At 70.4% G+C, this 14690-nt stretch carries 15 protein-coding genes, 1 tRNA gene and 1 pseudogene; 13 read left to right on the top strand and 4 right to left on the bottom strand.

What is annotated here, in order from left to right:
* From NS220_RS10595 to NS220_RS10605, 3 genes and pseudogenes are all read left to right on the top strand, one after another.
* A pseudogene (locus tag NS220_RS10595) lies at positions 1–328 on the top strand (hypothetical protein); the annotation flags it as partial.
* 96 nt (positions 329–424) lie between these two features.
* Positions 425–1738 carry a tyrosine--tRNA ligase gene (tyrS, locus tag NS220_RS10600; RefSeq protein WP_058624024.1) on the top strand — a complete coding sequence of 438 codons (1314 nt, stop codon included), beginning with the start codon at positions 425–427 and terminating at the stop codon, positions 1736–1738.
* 1 nt (position 1739) lies between these two features.
* The gene (locus tag NS220_RS10605) at positions 1740–2519 is read left to right on the top strand and encodes a DUF4184 family protein (RefSeq protein ID WP_058624025.1); all 780 of its coding nucleotides are present in this window, start codon (positions 1740–1742) and stop codon (positions 2517–2519) included.
* Between the two features lie 120 nt (positions 2520–2639).
* Here the strand turns inward: NS220_RS10605 and NS220_RS10610 are convergent, their stop codons facing one another.
* Entirely contained in the window at positions 2640–3389 is a 750-nt protein-coding gene (locus tag NS220_RS10610) for an SDR family oxidoreductase (RefSeq protein WP_058624026.1), read from the bottom strand.
* Positions 3390–3574: 185 nt separating this feature from the next.
* On the opposite strand from NS220_RS10610, the gene NS220_RS10615 reads away from it, so the two are divergent.
* The 9 genes from NS220_RS10615 (at position 3575) to NS220_RS10655 (ending at position 12022) form a co-directional block, all read left to right on the top strand.
* Positions 3575–4477: a ParA family protein gene (locus NS220_RS10615; RefSeq protein WP_058624027.1), complete on the top strand. Its 903-nt coding sequence runs from the start codon at positions 3575–3577 to the stop codon at positions 4475–4477.
* Entirely contained in the window at positions 4461–5423 is a 963-nt protein-coding gene (locus NS220_RS10620; RefSeq protein WP_242864595.1) for a segregation and condensation protein A, read from the top strand. Before NS220_RS10615 ends, NS220_RS10620 begins: the two co-directional genes overlap by 17 nt.
* Positions 5413–6018 carry an SMC-Scp complex subunit ScpB gene (scpB, locus tag NS220_RS10625; protein ID WP_058624028.1) on the top strand — a complete coding sequence of 202 codons (606 nt, stop codon included), beginning with the start codon at positions 5413–5415 and terminating at the stop codon, positions 6016–6018. Before NS220_RS10620 ends, scpB begins: the two co-directional genes overlap by 11 nt.
* Positions 6015–6776: a pseudouridine synthase gene (locus tag NS220_RS10630; RefSeq protein ID WP_058624029.1), complete on the top strand. Its 762-nt coding sequence runs from the start codon at positions 6015–6017 to the stop codon at positions 6774–6776. Before scpB ends, NS220_RS10630 begins: the two co-directional genes overlap by 4 nt.
* A gap of 52 nt (positions 6777–6828) precedes the next feature.
* Positions 6829–7962 carry a prephenate dehydrogenase gene (locus NS220_RS10635; RefSeq protein ID WP_058624030.1) on the top strand — a complete coding sequence of 378 codons (1134 nt, stop codon included), beginning with the start codon at positions 6829–6831 and terminating at the stop codon, positions 7960–7962.
* Positions 7955–8695: a (d)CMP kinase gene (cmk, locus tag NS220_RS10640; RefSeq protein WP_058624031.1), complete on the top strand. Its 741-nt coding sequence runs from the start codon at positions 7955–7957 to the stop codon at positions 8693–8695. Before NS220_RS10635 ends, cmk begins: the two co-directional genes overlap by 8 nt.
* Positions 8685–10208: a ribosome biogenesis GTPase Der gene (gene der, locus NS220_RS10645; RefSeq protein WP_058624032.1), complete on the top strand. Its 1524-nt coding sequence runs from the start codon at positions 8685–8687 to the stop codon at positions 10206–10208. Before cmk ends, der begins: the two co-directional genes overlap by 11 nt.
* 175 nt (positions 10209–10383) lie before the next feature.
* Positions 10384–10827, top strand: a complete 444-nt coding sequence (locus NS220_RS10650; protein ID WP_058624033.1) for a DUF805 domain-containing protein — start codon at positions 10384–10386, stop codon at positions 10825–10827.
* Positions 10828–11119: 292 nt separating this feature from the next.
* Positions 11120–12022: an NUDIX domain-containing protein gene (locus NS220_RS10655; RefSeq protein WP_058624034.1), complete on the top strand. Its 903-nt coding sequence runs from the start codon at positions 11120–11122 to the stop codon at positions 12020–12022.
* 171 nt (positions 12023–12193) lie between these two features.
* Here NS220_RS10655 and NS220_RS10660 read toward each other — a convergent pair whose 3' ends face one another.
* Complete coding sequence (locus tag NS220_RS10660) at positions 12194–12577, bottom strand: RNA-binding S4 domain-containing protein (RefSeq protein ID WP_058594871.1); 384 nt, start codon at positions 12575–12577, stop codon at positions 12194–12196.
* Positions 12578–12619: 42 nt separating this feature from the next.
* Positions 12620–13198, bottom strand: coding sequence for a GNAT family N-acetyltransferase (locus NS220_RS10665; RefSeq protein ID WP_058624035.1), 579 nt, complete (start codon positions 13196–13198; stop codon positions 12620–12622).
* Positions 13199–13357: 159 nt separating this feature from the next.
* Between NS220_RS10665 and NS220_RS10670 the strand changes: the two genes are divergently transcribed.
* Positions 13358–13434, top strand: a tRNA-Pro gene (locus NS220_RS10670).
* A 455-nt stretch (positions 13435–13889) separates the two neighbouring features.
* On the opposite strand, the gene NS220_RS10675 is transcribed toward NS220_RS10670, so the two are convergent.
* A complete protein-coding gene (locus tag NS220_RS10675) occupies positions 13890–14579 on the bottom strand; it encodes a TetR/AcrR family transcriptional regulator (protein ID WP_058624036.1) in 690 nt (229 codons plus the stop codon).
* Positions 14580–14690: the final 111 nt, after the last annotated feature.

The following is a 14690-nucleotide window of genomic DNA, read 5'->3' on the forward strand; positions in this document are numbered from 1 at the left end:
CCCGAGCCCCTCGCCGTCCGGCCCCGCCTCGATCGACCCCGTGCCGGACGCCTCCGCCGATGCGGACTCCGCCCCCAGCCCGGTGCTCAAGGGAGGGCGCCTCATCGGCCCCCTCGAGCGCATCCTCGTCTTCGTGCTCACCCTCGCGGGCGCGTACACGCTCATCGCCGCGGTGTTCGCGGCCAAGGGCATCGTCCGCTTTCCCGAGATCTCGGCCGACGGCAGGAGCGGCAATCGTGCGGAGTACTTCCTCATCGGGAGCCTGGTCAGCTGGGTGACCTCCCTCGCGGCCGCGTTCCTGGTGTGGTGGGGGATCCACGCGGGGTGACGGCCCCCACCAGGGCGAGCGCGAGCGGCGGCGACCGCGGCGGCCGCCCGAGCTCCGGCATCCGGGGTCCGACACCCCCGCTGGTAGCCTGAACGGGTGTCTGCACCGATCGACGCGGCGCCCGTGAGCGCCCTCCAGCCCGCCAACGACCCGACTTTCGACAACGTCTGGGACGAGCTGGTGTATCGCGGACTCATCCACGTCTCCACCGACCAGACCGAGCTGCGAGAGCTCCTCGGCGCAGGGCCCATCGTCTTCTACTGCGGCTTCGACCCGACCGCGCCGAGCCTGCACCTCGGCAACCTGGTGCAGCTGCTCACCATGCGCCGCTTGCAGCTCGCGGGGCACCGCCCGCTGGGGCTCGTGGGCGGCTCGACCGGTCTTGTCGGAGACCCCCGCCCGACGGCCGAGCGCACGCTGAACACGCGCGAGACCGTCGCCGAGTGGGTCGCGCGCCTGCGCGCCCAGGTCGAGCGCTTCCTGAGCTTCGAGGGCGACAGCGCCGCTCGCATGGTGAACAACCTCGATTGGACCGCTCCGCTGAGCGCGATCGACTTCCTGCGCGAGATCGGCAAGCACTTCCGCGTCGGCACGATGCTGAAGAAAGACGCGGTGAGCGCGCGGCTGAACTCCGAGGCCGGCATCAGCTACACCGAGTTCAGCTACCAGATCCTCCAGGGCCTCGACTACCTCGAGCTCTACCGCCAGTACGGGTGCGTGCTGCAGACCGGAGGCAGCGACCAGTGGGGAAATCTCACCAGCGGCACCGACCTCGTCCGCAAGGTCGAGGGAGCGTCGGTCCACGCGATCGGCACCCCGCTCATCACCAACAGCGACGGCACGAAGTTCGGCAAGAGCGAGGGCAACGCCATCTGGCTGGATGCCGAGATGTGCAGCCCGTGGGCCATGTACCAGTTCTGGCTCAACACCGACGACCGCGACGTGATCGAGCGTCTCAAGGTGTTCACGTTCCTCACCCGCGCCGAGATCGAGGAGTACGAGCGACTCGTCGAGACCGAGCCGTTCCGCCGCGCCGCGCAGAAGCGTCTCGCGCGCGAGGTCGTCACGACGGTGCACGGCGCCGACGCGACCGAGGCCGTCATCGCCGCGACCGAGGCGCTGTTCGGGCAGGGCGATGTGAGAGGGCTTGACCCCGAGATCTTGCGGACCGCTCTCAGCGAGCTGCCGAACGCGAAGATCGAGCGCGGCAGGACCGTCGTCGAGGCGCTGCTCGCGACGAACCTGAGCACGAGCCTCAGCGACGCGCGCCGCGCGATCGCACAGGGCGGCGTCTCGCTCGACGGCGCGAAGGTGACGTCCGACGACGCGATCGTCGAGGGGACGCTGCCCGGCGGCGTCTCGGTGCTGCGGCGCGGGAAGAAGACGCTCGCGGGACTCTTCCTCGACTGACATGCCGTTCACGGTCAGCCACGCGGTCGTCGCCCTGCCGTTCGTGCGGACACCGCTGGTTCCGGCGGCGATCGCGATCGGCGCGATGACGCCCGACCTGCCGCTGTTCCTGCGGGGGCTCGTACCCCCGTACGCCATCACGCACGATCTGGCGTGGCTGCCGGTGACGGTGGTGATGGCGTTCGTTCTGCTGCTGGTGTGGCGGTGCGTGCTGCGTCCGGCAACGCGCGAGCTGCTGCCGCGGCGCATCGCCGAACGCCTGCCCGGAGGGTGGGATGCCGGTGCCCCCGCGGCGGCACGCGAGACGGTGAGCGGGGGAGTCGTCGGCATCCTGTGGGTGATCGTCTCGCTCGCGCTCGGGGTGGTCACGCACGTGGCTTGGGATTTCTTCACGCACGAGGGTCGAGCGGGCGACGCCCTGTTCCCGGCTCTCGAGCAGCAGTGGGGGCCTCTGCTCGGCGTGAAGTGGCTGCAGTACGGCTCGGGGGCGTTCGGACTGGCGGGCTTGGCGATCTTCGGTCTGTGGTGGCTGACACGGCGGTCGCCGCGTCCGGTGAGCCGGGTGCTTCCGGATGCCGCGCGCGTGGGCTGGTGGCTGTCTCTGCCGATCGCGCTCGTCGTCGCGTCCCTCGGGGCGCTCGTGCTCGAAGGCGGCTTCGACACGGACTACACCCCGACCCACCTCATCTACGGCGTGCTGGTGAAGGTCGCCGCGGTGTGGGGCGTCGCGACGCTCGCGCTCGCGCTGCTCGTGCAGGCGCGGCGAGCCCGCGTGCGGTAGCCCGCCGTCGCACAGGCAGACGGGGCGCGGCGCGCGCGGGCGGAAACACGTACACCGGGGTGCGACGCCGTCTCGAGCGGACGGCCACGGGGTCGCGGCCGAGCGTGCCGGCACCCGGGATCAGACGAAGCCGCCGCTGGCCTGGATGGTCTGCCCGTTGACCCAGCGGGTGGGTTCGAGCAGGCCGAGGATCACGGCGCTGATGTCGTCGGGCTCGCCGAAGCGGCCGAGGGGCGTCGCCGCGAGGATGCCCGTGCCCTGCGCGTCGGGATCGCCGCCGGCGGTGAGATCGGCGGTCATCATCGCGGTGCGGGTGGGGCCGGGGGAGACGGCGTTGACGGTGATGCGGCGCGCGCCGAGCTCGCGCGCGAGCACGGTGGTCAGCGCGTCGACGGCCGCTTTCGAGGTGGCGTAGAGCGTGTATCCGGCGGGCAGCAGCCGCGTGATCGCGCTCGAGACGAAGACGATCGCGCCGCCGTCTCGCACGTGCAGGGCCGAGAGGCGGGCGAGGTGCAGCGTGCCGGCGATGTTCGCGAGGACGATCTCGTCGATGGTCTCGGGGGCGGTGTCGACGATCGGCGCTTTGTGGAAGGCCGCGGCGGCGTGGACGACGACGTCGATCCCGCCGAACGCCGCGATGACCGCGTCGAACAGCGCGGCGAGCGAGGACGCGTCGGCGAGATCCGCGGGGAAGGCCCGTGCGGTTCCGCCGCGGGCTTCGATCTCGGCGACGACCCGCTCCGCGGCCTCGGCGCCGCGACCGTAGGCGACGGCGACGGCGTACCCCTCCTCGGCGAGGGCGCGGGCGACGGTCGAGCCGATCCCGCCGGAGGCTCCGGTGACAAGGGCGACGGGCGAGGTGCGGGCCATCGAAATCCTCTCGGGGGGCCGTCGCGAAGTCGACGACTCGGACACGCTAAGCGGCTCGCGCGCCCGTCCCGCCTCGCGGAGCGCTCTTTCATCCGCCTGTCCGGGGCATTCCACCCGTGCCCGCCCGCACCCGCCCGCGGGTCACGCGGGCCGCGGGGCGGGCGGCGGTTAGACTCGACGACGTTATGACGAAGGCGGGAGACTCGGTGTCGGCGAGCACGAAGGGCAACAAGACGGGCGCAGACGAGGTCATCCTCGGACCCACCGGTCGCCCCTACCAGGGGTTCCCGACCCCGAAGGCTCTCGACAGCCACGGTCCGGCGCGCATCATCGCGCTGTGCAACCAGAAGGGCGGCGTCGGCAAGACGACGACGACCATCAACCTCGCCGCCTCTCTCGCCGGCTACGGCCGCCGTGTGCTCGCGATCGACTTCGACCCCCAGGGGGCCCTGTCGGCGGGTCTCGGCATCCAGACGCACGACGTGCCGACCATCTACGACCTGCTGCTCGACACCAAGCGCGACCCGCACGAGGTCATCGTCGAGACGCGTGTCGAGGGTCTCGACGTGCTGCCGGCCAACATCGACCTCTCGGCCGCCGAGGTGCACCTCGTCAACGAGGTCGCGCGCGAGACGATCCTCGCCCGGGTGCTCCGCAAGGTCGCGGCCGACTACGACGTCATCCTCATCGACTGCCAGCCCTCGCTGGGCCTTCTCACGGTGAACGCGCTGACGGCCGCGCACGGCGTGCTGATCCCGCTCGAGTGCGAGTTCTTCGCGCTCCGCGGCGTCGCGCTGCTGGTCGAGACCATCGACAAGGTGCGCGACCGCCTGAACCCGGCGATCCAGCTCGACGGCGTCCTCGCCACGATGTACGACCCCCGCACGCTCCACTCGCGCGAGGTGCTGGAGCGTGTCGTCGAGGCGTTCGGCGACGACGTCCTCGAGACGGTCATCGGTCGCACGGTGAAGTTCCCGGATGCCTCGGTCTCGGGCATGCCGATCACGGAGTTCGCGCCCGAGCACGCCGCAGCCCAGGCCTACCTGCGGTTGGCGCGGGAGCTGGTCGCGCGTGGCGCCGTCGCCTGACGACATTCCCACGGGCAGCCCCGTCGCGGCGCGGCCGGGTCCCGAGCCCGCGGGAGGCACCGATGCGCCGGCTCCCGCAGGCTCCGAGGGGCTCAGCCACCTCGCGACCGGCGACCCCCTCCCGGCTGAGGTCCCCGAGCCCGTCGAGGGGACCGGAACCGACGCCGCCGGTTTCCGCGTCACCCTCCCCGTCTTCGACGGCCCCTTCGACCTCCTCCTCACCCTCATCTCGCGCGCCGAGCTCGACATCACCGAGGTCGCCCTCAGCCGCGTGACCGACGAGTTCATCGCCTACCTCCGCGACCTCGGACCCGAGCAGGATCTCGACGAGGCATCGGAGTTCCTCGTCGTCGCCGCGACCCTGCTCGACATGAAGATCGCGGGGCTCCTGCCCCAGGGCGAGCTCGTGGATGCCGAATCCGTGGCGCTCCTCGAAGCGCGCGACCTGCTGTTCGCGCGGCTCCTGCAGTACCGGGCGTTCAAGGAGGTGTCGGCGTGGTTCGCGCGGTGCCTGCAGCGCGAGGACCGCCGGCACACCCGCGACGTGCGGCTCGACGAGAAGTACCGCGCGGCCGTGCCCGAACTGGTGTGGACGCTCAGCCTCGACGATTTCGCCGCCCTCGCCGTCGTCGCGATGGCGCCGAAGCAGATCCCGACGGTCGGGCTCGATCACCTGCACGCCCCGCTCGTGAGCATCCGCGAGCAGGCCGCGATCGTCGTGACGCTCCTGCGCTCGGCGGGCACCCTGAACTTCCGCGACCTCGTCGCCGGTGTCACCGAGACGGGGATCGTCGTGGCGCGTTTCCTGTCGATCCTCGAGCTGTACCGTCACGCCGCGCTGTCGTTCGAGCAGCTCGAACCGCTGGGCGAGCTCACGCTGCGTTGGACCGCCGAGCGGTGGTCGGAAGAGAACCTCGCCGCCCTGGGAGCCGATTATGACCGCTGACCCGCAGGCCCCGATCCCGGCTCCGCGTCCGAGCGATCCGGCATCCGTCGCCCGTCGCCTCGAGGCGGTCCTGCTCGTCGTGGACGAACCGCAGAGCCTCGTGAGCCTCGCGGCCGCGGTCGCGGCCCCCGTGCCCGCCGTCCGTCAGGCGATCGAGGCGCTCGTCGCGGACTACGACGGCAAGACCGGGGGACCGGTCCGCGGCTTCGAACTGCGCGAGGTCGGCGGAGGGTGGCGTCTATACGTCCGCGAGGAGTACGACGACGTCGTCGGCGACTTCGTGAACACCCAGGCACCCTCGCGGCTCTCGCAGGCGGCGCTGGAGACCCTGGCCGTCATCGCGTACAAGCAGCCCGTCACGCGCGGGCAGGTGGCATCCATCCGCGCGGTGAACGTCGACTCGGTCGTACGCACGCTGTTGGCTCGCGGACTCATCACCGAGGTGTTCACGGACCCCGACACGGGTGCCATCCACTACGGGACCACCGACCAGCTGCTGGTCCACCTCGGCATCAACTCGCTCGACGAGCTGCCGCACATCTCGCCGTTGCTCGACGACGGCGCCGACGGATTCGACGGAGAGGTACTGAAATGACGGATGCCAGCGAAGAGGGCGTGCGCCTGCAGAAAGTGCTCGCGAACGCGGGCGTGGCCTCGCGCCGTGTCTCCGAGGAGATGATCGTCGCGGGCCGCGTGCGCGTGAACGGCGTGGTCGTGACCGAGCTCGGTTCGCGGATCCACCCCGATACCGACCTGGTCGACGTCGACGGCACGGCGATCCAGCTCGACGCGTCCAAGCGCTACGTCATCCTGAACAAGCCCACGGGGGTCGTCAGTTCGATGAGCGACGACCGCGGCCGGCCCGACCTCCGCCGGTACACGAAGGACTGGGACGAGCGCCTGTTCAACGTCGGACGCCTGGATGCCGACACCTCGGGCCTTCTTGTCTTGACCAACGACGGCGACCTCGCGCACGTGCTCGCCCATCCCTCGTTCGGCGTGACGAAGGTGTACATCGCGAAGGTCGAGGGTCAGGTGCTGCCCCAGACGATCCAGCGCCTGCTGAAGGGCGTCGACCTCGAGGACGGGCGGATCGCGGCCGACAAGGCGCGGCTGCTCGACGCGTCTCGCGGCGAGAGCCTCGTCGAGCTGACGCTGCACTCGGGCAAGAACCGCATCGTCCGGCGTCTGATGGCCGAGGTCGGCCACCCGGTCGTCGAGCTGGTCCGTCGGCAGTTCGGGCCCCTGCACCTGGGAACACTCCCGGTGGGCAAGGCGCGCGAGTTGACTACAGTAGAACGCGGCGCCCTGCTCACGCTGTCCCGTCGGGACGGCGACACTCCCGCGGAGTGAGCCTCCGGGGCGTCTTGCGGTGCCAGGGGCGCCGCCCAGGGCAGGAGACCCGATGAGCGAACCGAACGGAACGTCCGCGCGCGCGGCCGGTCCTTTGGCGACCCGCACGAGCGGCACCGTCCGCGTCGTCGGCTCGGGCCTGCTCGGCGCGAGCATCGGCCACGCGCTGACCGCGCGCGGCGTCGACGTCGTGCTCGTCGACGCCTCTCCCTCCCAGCTACGGCTGGCCATCGACTACGGTGCCGGTCGCGCCGCACGCGACGACGACGCGCCCTCGCTGATCGTGGTGGCCGTGCCGCCCGACGTCACCGCCGACGTGGTGCAGCGCGAGCTCGCCGCGTTCCCGGATGCCGTGGTGACCGACGTCGCGAGCGTCAAGCTCGAGCCGCTGCGCACCCTGCGGGAGCGCGGGGTCGATCTGCGCCACTACATCGGGTCGCACCCGATGGCCGGACGTGAGCGCGGGGGAGCGATCTCGGCGCGCGCCGACATCTTCGTCGGTCGTCCGTGGGTCGTCTGCCGCGACGGCGAGACCTCGGCGCACGACCTGTCGCTCGTGGAGGGCCTCGCCCTCGACCTCGGGGCGACGCTCATCGAGATGACGCCCGAGGAGCACGACGAGTCGGTCGCCCTCATGTCGCACGTGCCGCAGCTGGTCGCGAGCCTGCTCGCCGGACGCTTCGTCGAGGCCCCCGACGGCTCCCTCCGCCTCGCCGGTCAGGGCGTGCGCGACACGACACGCATCGCGGCATCCGCTCCCGAGCTGTGGGTGCAGATCCTCGGCGCGAACGCCGCCCCCGTGGTGTCGGTGCTCGACCGGCTCTCGGCCGACCTCGCCGAGGTGGCCGAGGCGCTGCGCGACCCCGACGTGCCGGGTGCCCGTCGTGCCGTCGCCGACACCATCCGCCGCGGTAACGAGGGCGTCGAGCGTCTTCCCGGCAAGCACGGCCAGAACCGCCGTTTCGATACTTTCGTCGTCATGGTCGACGACACCTCCGGCCAACTGGGCCGCCTCTTCGGCGAGCTCGGAGACCTCGACGTCAACGTCGAAGACCTGCGCCTCGAGCACTCGCCCGGTGCCCCGTTCGGCCTCGCCGAGATCAGCGTCGTCCCCGACGCGGTCCGCCGAGCCGTCGACGGACTCCAGCAGCGCGGATGGCGGATTGCGAGCACCACCCATGACTGAATCCCTTCTCAAGCCCGCGTTCGGTGGCCCCGTCGAGGGGTCGTCCTCGGACGGCGCGCCCGTCGTCGTCGCGATCGACGGTCCCGCCGGCAGTGGCAAATCGAGCGTGTCGAAGGCCGCGGCCCAGCGCCTCGGGTACGGCTTCCTCGACACCGGAGCGGCCTATCGCGCCCTCGCGTGGCACGCTCTCGAGCACGGTGCCGACACCTCCGACGCCACCGCGGTGCTCGAGGTCTTCGGCGACTTCGACTACGCGATCTCGCTCGACACGAGTGATCGCTGGGTGCGCGTCGGCTCGGCCGACGTCACCGCCGCGATCCGGGAGCCGCGGGTCACCGATGCGGTGAGCGGGGTGGCGCGCGTCGCCCCCGTGCGGCACGCGGTGAACGAGCTGTTCCGTCGGCTCGTGGCATCCGCGGGGCTTCCGGGAGTGGTGGTCGAGGGGCGCGACATCACCACCGTCGTCTTCCCCGATGCCGCCGTGCGGATCCTTCTGACAGCGGCCCCCGAGGTGCGGGCCGCCCGGCGCAGCAAAGAGCTCACCTCGCAGGACGCCGCTGCGGTCGCCGCGGCCCTGCACAAGCGCGATGCCGCTGATTCCACGGTCGTCGATTTCCTCACCGCCGCCCCCGGCGTCGAGGTCGTCGATTCGACCCACCTTGATTTCGAACAGACCGTCGATGCCGTGTTGAGCGTCGTCGACTCCACGATGGGAGCCCGCGATGGGCGTTGAAGACGAGTACGAGGGCGGGCCCGACCAGCTCGCCGAGAAGATGGCCGAGCTGGACGAGGCTCTCGCCGAGCAGCGGGCCGAGGCGCTGCGCGCGGGCCTCGAGGACTTCGACCTCGACGAGGACGACGCCGCTCTCCTCGCCGGCCTCGCCTCGGGTGAGGGCGCGATCGAGTTCCTGCCGGCACTGCCGGTGGTCGCCATCGTGGGTCGCCCGAACGTCGGCAAGTCGGCGCTGGTGAACCGCATCCTCGGTCGCCGTGAGGCCGTCGTCGAGGACACCCCGGGTGTCACCCGCGACCGCGTGACCTACAAGGCCGAGTGGCTCGACCGTCGCTTCTCGCTCGTCGACACCGGCGGCTGGGAGCCCGACGCGAAGGGCATCGACCGCTCGGTCGCCGCCCAAGCCGAGGTCGCGATCGATCTCGCCGACGTCGTGCTGTTCGTCGTGGATGCCACGGTGGGGGCGACCTCGACCGACGAGCACGTCGTGAAGCTGCTGCGCAAGAGCAAGAAGCCCGTCTTCCTCATCGCCAACAAGGTCGACGACGCCCGCCAGGAGCCCGAGGCCACGGCCCTGTGGAACCTCGGTCTCGGCGAGCCGCACCCGGTGTCGGCGATCCACGGACGCGGGGTCGCCGACCTCCTCGACGAGCTGATGAAGGTGCTCCCCGAGGTCTCAGCGGTCGCGAAGTACGAGATCGGCGGACCGCGTCGCGTCGCGATCCTCGGTCGCCCGAACGTCGGCAAGTCGTCGCTGCTGAACAAGGCGGCGGGCGAAGAGCGCGTCGTCGTGAACGAGCTCGCGGGCACCACGCGCGACCCCGTGGACGAGGTCGTCGAGCTCGGCGGCAAGCTCTGGACGCTCGTCGACACCGCCGGCATCCGTCGTCGCGTGCACCTGTCGCAGGGCGCCGACTTCTACGCCTCTCTCCGCACCTCGACCGCCCTGGAGAAGTCCGAGGTCGCGGTCGTCGTTCTCGACGTCTCGCAGCCGATCAGCGTGCAGGACCTCAACATCATCGACCTCGTGCTCGAGTCGGGGCGCGCGCTCGTGCTGGCGTTCAACAAGTGGGATCGCCTCAACGACGACGACATGGAGAATCAGGACCGTCGCCGCTACCTCGAGCGCGAGATCGAGCAGGACCTCGCGCACGTGGCGTGGGCTCCGCGCGTGAACATCTCGGCGCGCACCGGCCGTCACCTCGACAAGCTCGTGCCCGCGCTCGAGACGGCGCTGGAATCGTGGGACACCCGCATTCCGACCGGCAAGTTCAACGCGTTCCTCTCGGAGCTCGTCGCCGAGCACCCGCACCCGCTCCGCGGCGGCAAGCAGCCCCGCATCCTGTTCGGCACGCAGGCGGCGACGCGCCCGCCGACCTTCGTGCTGTTCACGACCGGATTCCTCGACCCGGGCTACCGCCGGTTCATCCAGCGGCGCCTGCGCGAGATCTACGGTTTCGAGGGCACGCCGATCGTGCTGAACATGCGCATCCGCGAGAAGCGCCAGCGCTGAGACGCGTCGAGAACGCCCCGGGTGCCGTTGCGGCGGCCGGGGCGTTTCGTCGTTGTTCGGGAAACACTCACGCGATCTCTCACAGAAATCTCCCAGGAATCGATACGCTGCATCAGCGGCGGGCTACCGGCCCGCCCGCGCGCGGCACGTGGCCGCGCCGACCAGGGGGATAACCATGACGAATCTTCACGCCGAACCGGCGCTCGACCAGCCGTATTACGGGGCGACCATCGGAGCGGCCGTCCGTCGCTTCTTCAAGAAGTACGCGACCTTCACCGGCCGCGCGAGCCGCAGCGAGTACTGGTGGTGGGTGCTCGCGGGCGGAATCGTCAGCTTCGTGCTGAGCATGCTGATCCTGGCGACCGGCGCCGCCCGGATGGGCTCCGACGGAGTCTGGCAGGTGCAGGGCGGCCCCGGGGTGATCTTCGTCGTGCTGACCGCGATCTGGAGCCTCGCGATCTTCATTCCGCAGCTCGCCCTCGTCGTCCGTCGTCTGCACGACAGCAACCGCAGCGGCTTCTGGATCTTCATCTACTTCGTGCCGCTCGCCGGCCCGATCATCCTGTTCGTCTTCATGCTGCTCGGCTCGAAGCCCGAGGGTGCGCGTTTCGACCGCTGAGTTCTTCTTTCGCGTGCTCCGGCCCCCTGCGGGTCGGGGCACGCGGTGTTTCCGGGTGCCTCTGCCGGCGCGCGGCGGGATCGGGGTCGTTGCGGTGGCGTCGGGTGTCGCGGTGGCTACGCGTGGGCGGGCCGTGGGGCGGAGTCGGTGGGGGACACGCCGTTTCGGGTGACGTGGGGTCGACGTGACGGCATCCGGATCCGCGGGACGGCTCGAGCGCGGCTCGTGCGATTGCGGCGCCATGAGTCGCAGGGATGACCCGCGCCCGCCGACGTGTGCCAGGCTGGAGAGGATGACGATCGAGCCTCCCGCCCCCGGTGAACCGCGGCGCCCGCACGGTCCCCGCGATCCCGGGGACGCGTGGGTCGTCGCGCCGACGGGGGAGAAGTACTGGGGGCGTTTCGGTGCCGCCGGATTGCTGGCCCTCGATGCCGAGCGGGGTGTGCTGCTGCAGCACCGGGTCTCGTGGAGCCACTTCGGCGACACGTGGGCGCTCCCCGGCGGAGCGCGTCACGAGAACGAGTCGGCGCGCGACGGGGCGCTTCGCGAGTCGGGCGAAGAGGCCGGCGTGCCCGAGGATGCGGTGCAGGCGCGCTTCGAGAGCGTTCTCGATCTCGGCATCTGGACGTACACGACCCTCGTGGCCGACGTCACCACGCCGTTCGAGCCGGTGATCAGTGACCCCGAGAGCGTCGCGCTCGAGTGGGTTCCGGTCGATGAGGTCGCGTCCCGTCCGCTGCATCCCGGTTTCGCCGCGTCGTGGCCGGCGCTGCGCTCTGCGCTGTCTGTGCGTCCCGCGGTGGTGGTCGATGTCGCCAACGTCATGGGTTCGGTACCCGACGGGTGGTGGAAGGACCGCGCCGGCGCGGCCGGGCGTCTGCTCACCCGCCTGTCGGCGTTGACGTCTTCGGGAATGGATGCCGAGGCCCTCGGCCTCTCCGCCACGCGCTGGTTCCCGTTCGTAGGGGCGGTGCTGGAGGGCGAGGCGCGTGCGACGGACGTCGATCACGATCTTGTCGCGGTGTGGCGGGCGAGCGGATCGGGCGATGACGAGATCGTGCGCGTGACGGCGAAGCTCGTCGGGTCGTGGGATCCGGTGGTCGTGGTCACGAGCGACCGTGGATTGGCGGAACGCGTGGAGGCGCTGGGGGCGTCGGTGCGTGGGACGCGGTGGTTGCTGGAGCAGCTGGGCTGAGGCACGGCCCCGTGCACAACCTCCGTGACACGGACCCGTGCGCAGCTTCTGCGATGGGGGCCCGTGCGCAACCTCCGCGATTCGCGCAACCTCCGCTCATCGCGCCGCTTTCGGGCTGAGGTTGTGCAAATCGCGGAAGTTGTGCGCGCCGCGGAGGGTGGGTGTGGCGGCCTAGTCGAGGTCGCGGCCGCGCAGCTTCTCGATGTCGCGGCGGTCGCGTTTGGTCGGGCGGCCCGCGCCGCGGTCGCGGACCGGGACGAACGGCATGCTCTCGCGCGGCGGGGGAGGGGGAGTGCGGTCATCGAGCGCCTCGGCGACGAGGGCGGCTCCGACGCGTTTCGCGATCGTCTTCTTCACGACGAGGATGCGGTCGAACCCCTGGATGCGCACGCGGAGCTCATCTCCGGGCCGGACCGGCTGCGCGGCTTTCGCCCTCTCGCCGTTGACACGAACGTGACCTGCGCGGCACGCGGTGGTCGCGGCCGAGCGGGTCTTGTAGACCCGGACCGCCCACAGCCAGGCGTCGACGCGCGCGGTGGTCGTGGCATCCGTCATGTCAGGTCTTCCGTCGGCGAACCTCCATCGTAGGACGGGCGCTCAGTCGCGTAGCGTGAGCGCGACGAGGGCGCGATCGGGCTTGGGGCGATCGACGACGTCGAAGCCGGCCGCCTCGAACACCGAGACGGTGCCGCGGAAGAGCTGGTTCGACGACCGCTTCGCGGCGTGCGGGTCGAGCGGATACCCCTCCACCACCCGGGCGCCACCATCGCGGGCGGCGGAGACGGCGGCATCCAGGAGCTGGCCGGTGAGACCTCTGCCGCGGTGCTCCTTACGGACGACGAAGCACGACACGGCCCACACGTCGTCGGCGTCGAGCGGCTCGGACGTCGAGGCGGTCACATCGCGCGTGCGGGCGAGGCGCGGTTGAGCGGTGCGGGGTCCGACGCGCACCCAGCCCGCGGGTTCGCCGTCGACGTAGGCGATGAGTCCGGGCGGTCGGCTCTCGCTGAACTCGGCGCGGAAGAGGTCGGTGCGTTCGTCGACGGATGCCTCTTTCCACGGGCCGTTGGGGAGGAGCCACCACTGGCACTGGCAGTCCGGGCCGTCGCCGCTGTCGAGGGCGACCTCGGCGTCGTCGAAGCGGTCGCCGGTCGCGGGGAGGATCTCGATGGTCATGGGGTGACGCTGGCGAGGGGCTCGGACACCGGACAAGACAGGAGCGATCGCTCGGCTCTCGGGTGCCCTCCGGTCCATCCCGCACACGCCCGGGGTGCGCCCGGTTCGCGGCATGGTCGCGAAGCGGCTAATATAGGGGAGTTGCCCGCTCGCGGGCGACGGGATGTGGCGCAGCTTGGTAGCGCACTTGACTGGGGGTCAAGGGGTCGCAGGTTCAAATCCTGTCATCCCGACCAGAACAGGGCCGGAAACTCGCAAGAGTCTCCGGCCCTTTGGCGTTGGCTCGAACGAACAACCCCTCCGGAACCCCTCCGGCTCCCTTGCCGACCAGGGTGTTGGCCTGGGGCTCTTCCGTCTGCCCAAGGCCAGTCAGGTGTTCACTCCCGGAGAACTGCCGCTCGACAAGAGCAACGTCTACGTTTCGCGGGCAGTAAGTGAAGGGAAGCTGAGTCCAGAATCACATCATGGGATTGCTGAGCAAGCTCTTCGGTCGTGCCGCACCGGCAGAGACTGCGGTCACGGCGGGGGAGCCGCCCGCAACGCGCGGTCTAGGTCAGTACATCTAGCCCGTGCGCAGGTGCAGGCCCCGTCGCGCGGATGATGCGGGCGTGCCGCAACTCACGTTCTTCCCTCTGACAATGAAATCCCAGGGCTGACTCTCTCGGCGGCCACACTGTCGGCGGGAATGTCGTCAGCGCGGGCCGAGCAGCGTCGCGAGCCCGGCGATTGTGGTGTCGACGACGAATCGGAAGTAACGCTCGCGCAGCTGTTCGGCGCCGTAGCCGCCCTCGGCGAAGGGCGTCAGAAGGGATGCCGAGAGCACCTCGACACCGGGTCGGCCCACTGCGGTGCGGGCAAACTCGTCCATCATCGTCGCGTGATCGCGGGGGCCGTCGTCCTCGTGGACCAGCCGGTCGTCGCCGATCGAGATGGTGAGCATCGCGTTATTCAGCAGAGCCGCATACGCGAATCCGGCGTCGCCTCCGAATCCTGCGCGCCGCAGCAGTGCGGTGCCGGTGTCTATTACCTCGAGTGTCGTGAGGAAAGTGGGTCCATGGAGCAGCAGCCACTTCGCCACACCGGGGTACGCCGTGACCGGACCGTAGGCAGAAATGAGGAAGGTGCGGAACCACTCGTCCCACGAGCTCTCGGGCGGCGGGACGCTCAAACCTTCGACGACGCGCTCGACGACGTGACGCGCAAGCAGGTCGCGACCCCCGACATGGTGGTAGATCACCGAAGGCGAGACGTCGAGTCTGCGGGCGAGATCCCGGATCGACCAGCCCCACAGGTGCGAATCACGCGTCAACTCGGCGGCGGCGTCGATGACCGCGTCCGCCGTCATGCCGACGTGGAATGCGGTCGTCTGGTTGCGCATCATTGTGCCTTTCGAGTTCGACACCCAGTCTCGCCGACGCACGCCGAGGTTGACAGCAGGTAAGGCTACCCTTACTAATAAACTCGCACCCATTCGAACACCGTTCTATTATAA

This window comes from Microbacterium testaceum, from assembly GCF_001476655.1.
GTDB classification, from domain to species: domain Bacteria; phylum Actinomycetota; class Actinomycetes; order Actinomycetales; family Microbacteriaceae; genus Microbacterium; species Microbacterium testaceum_C.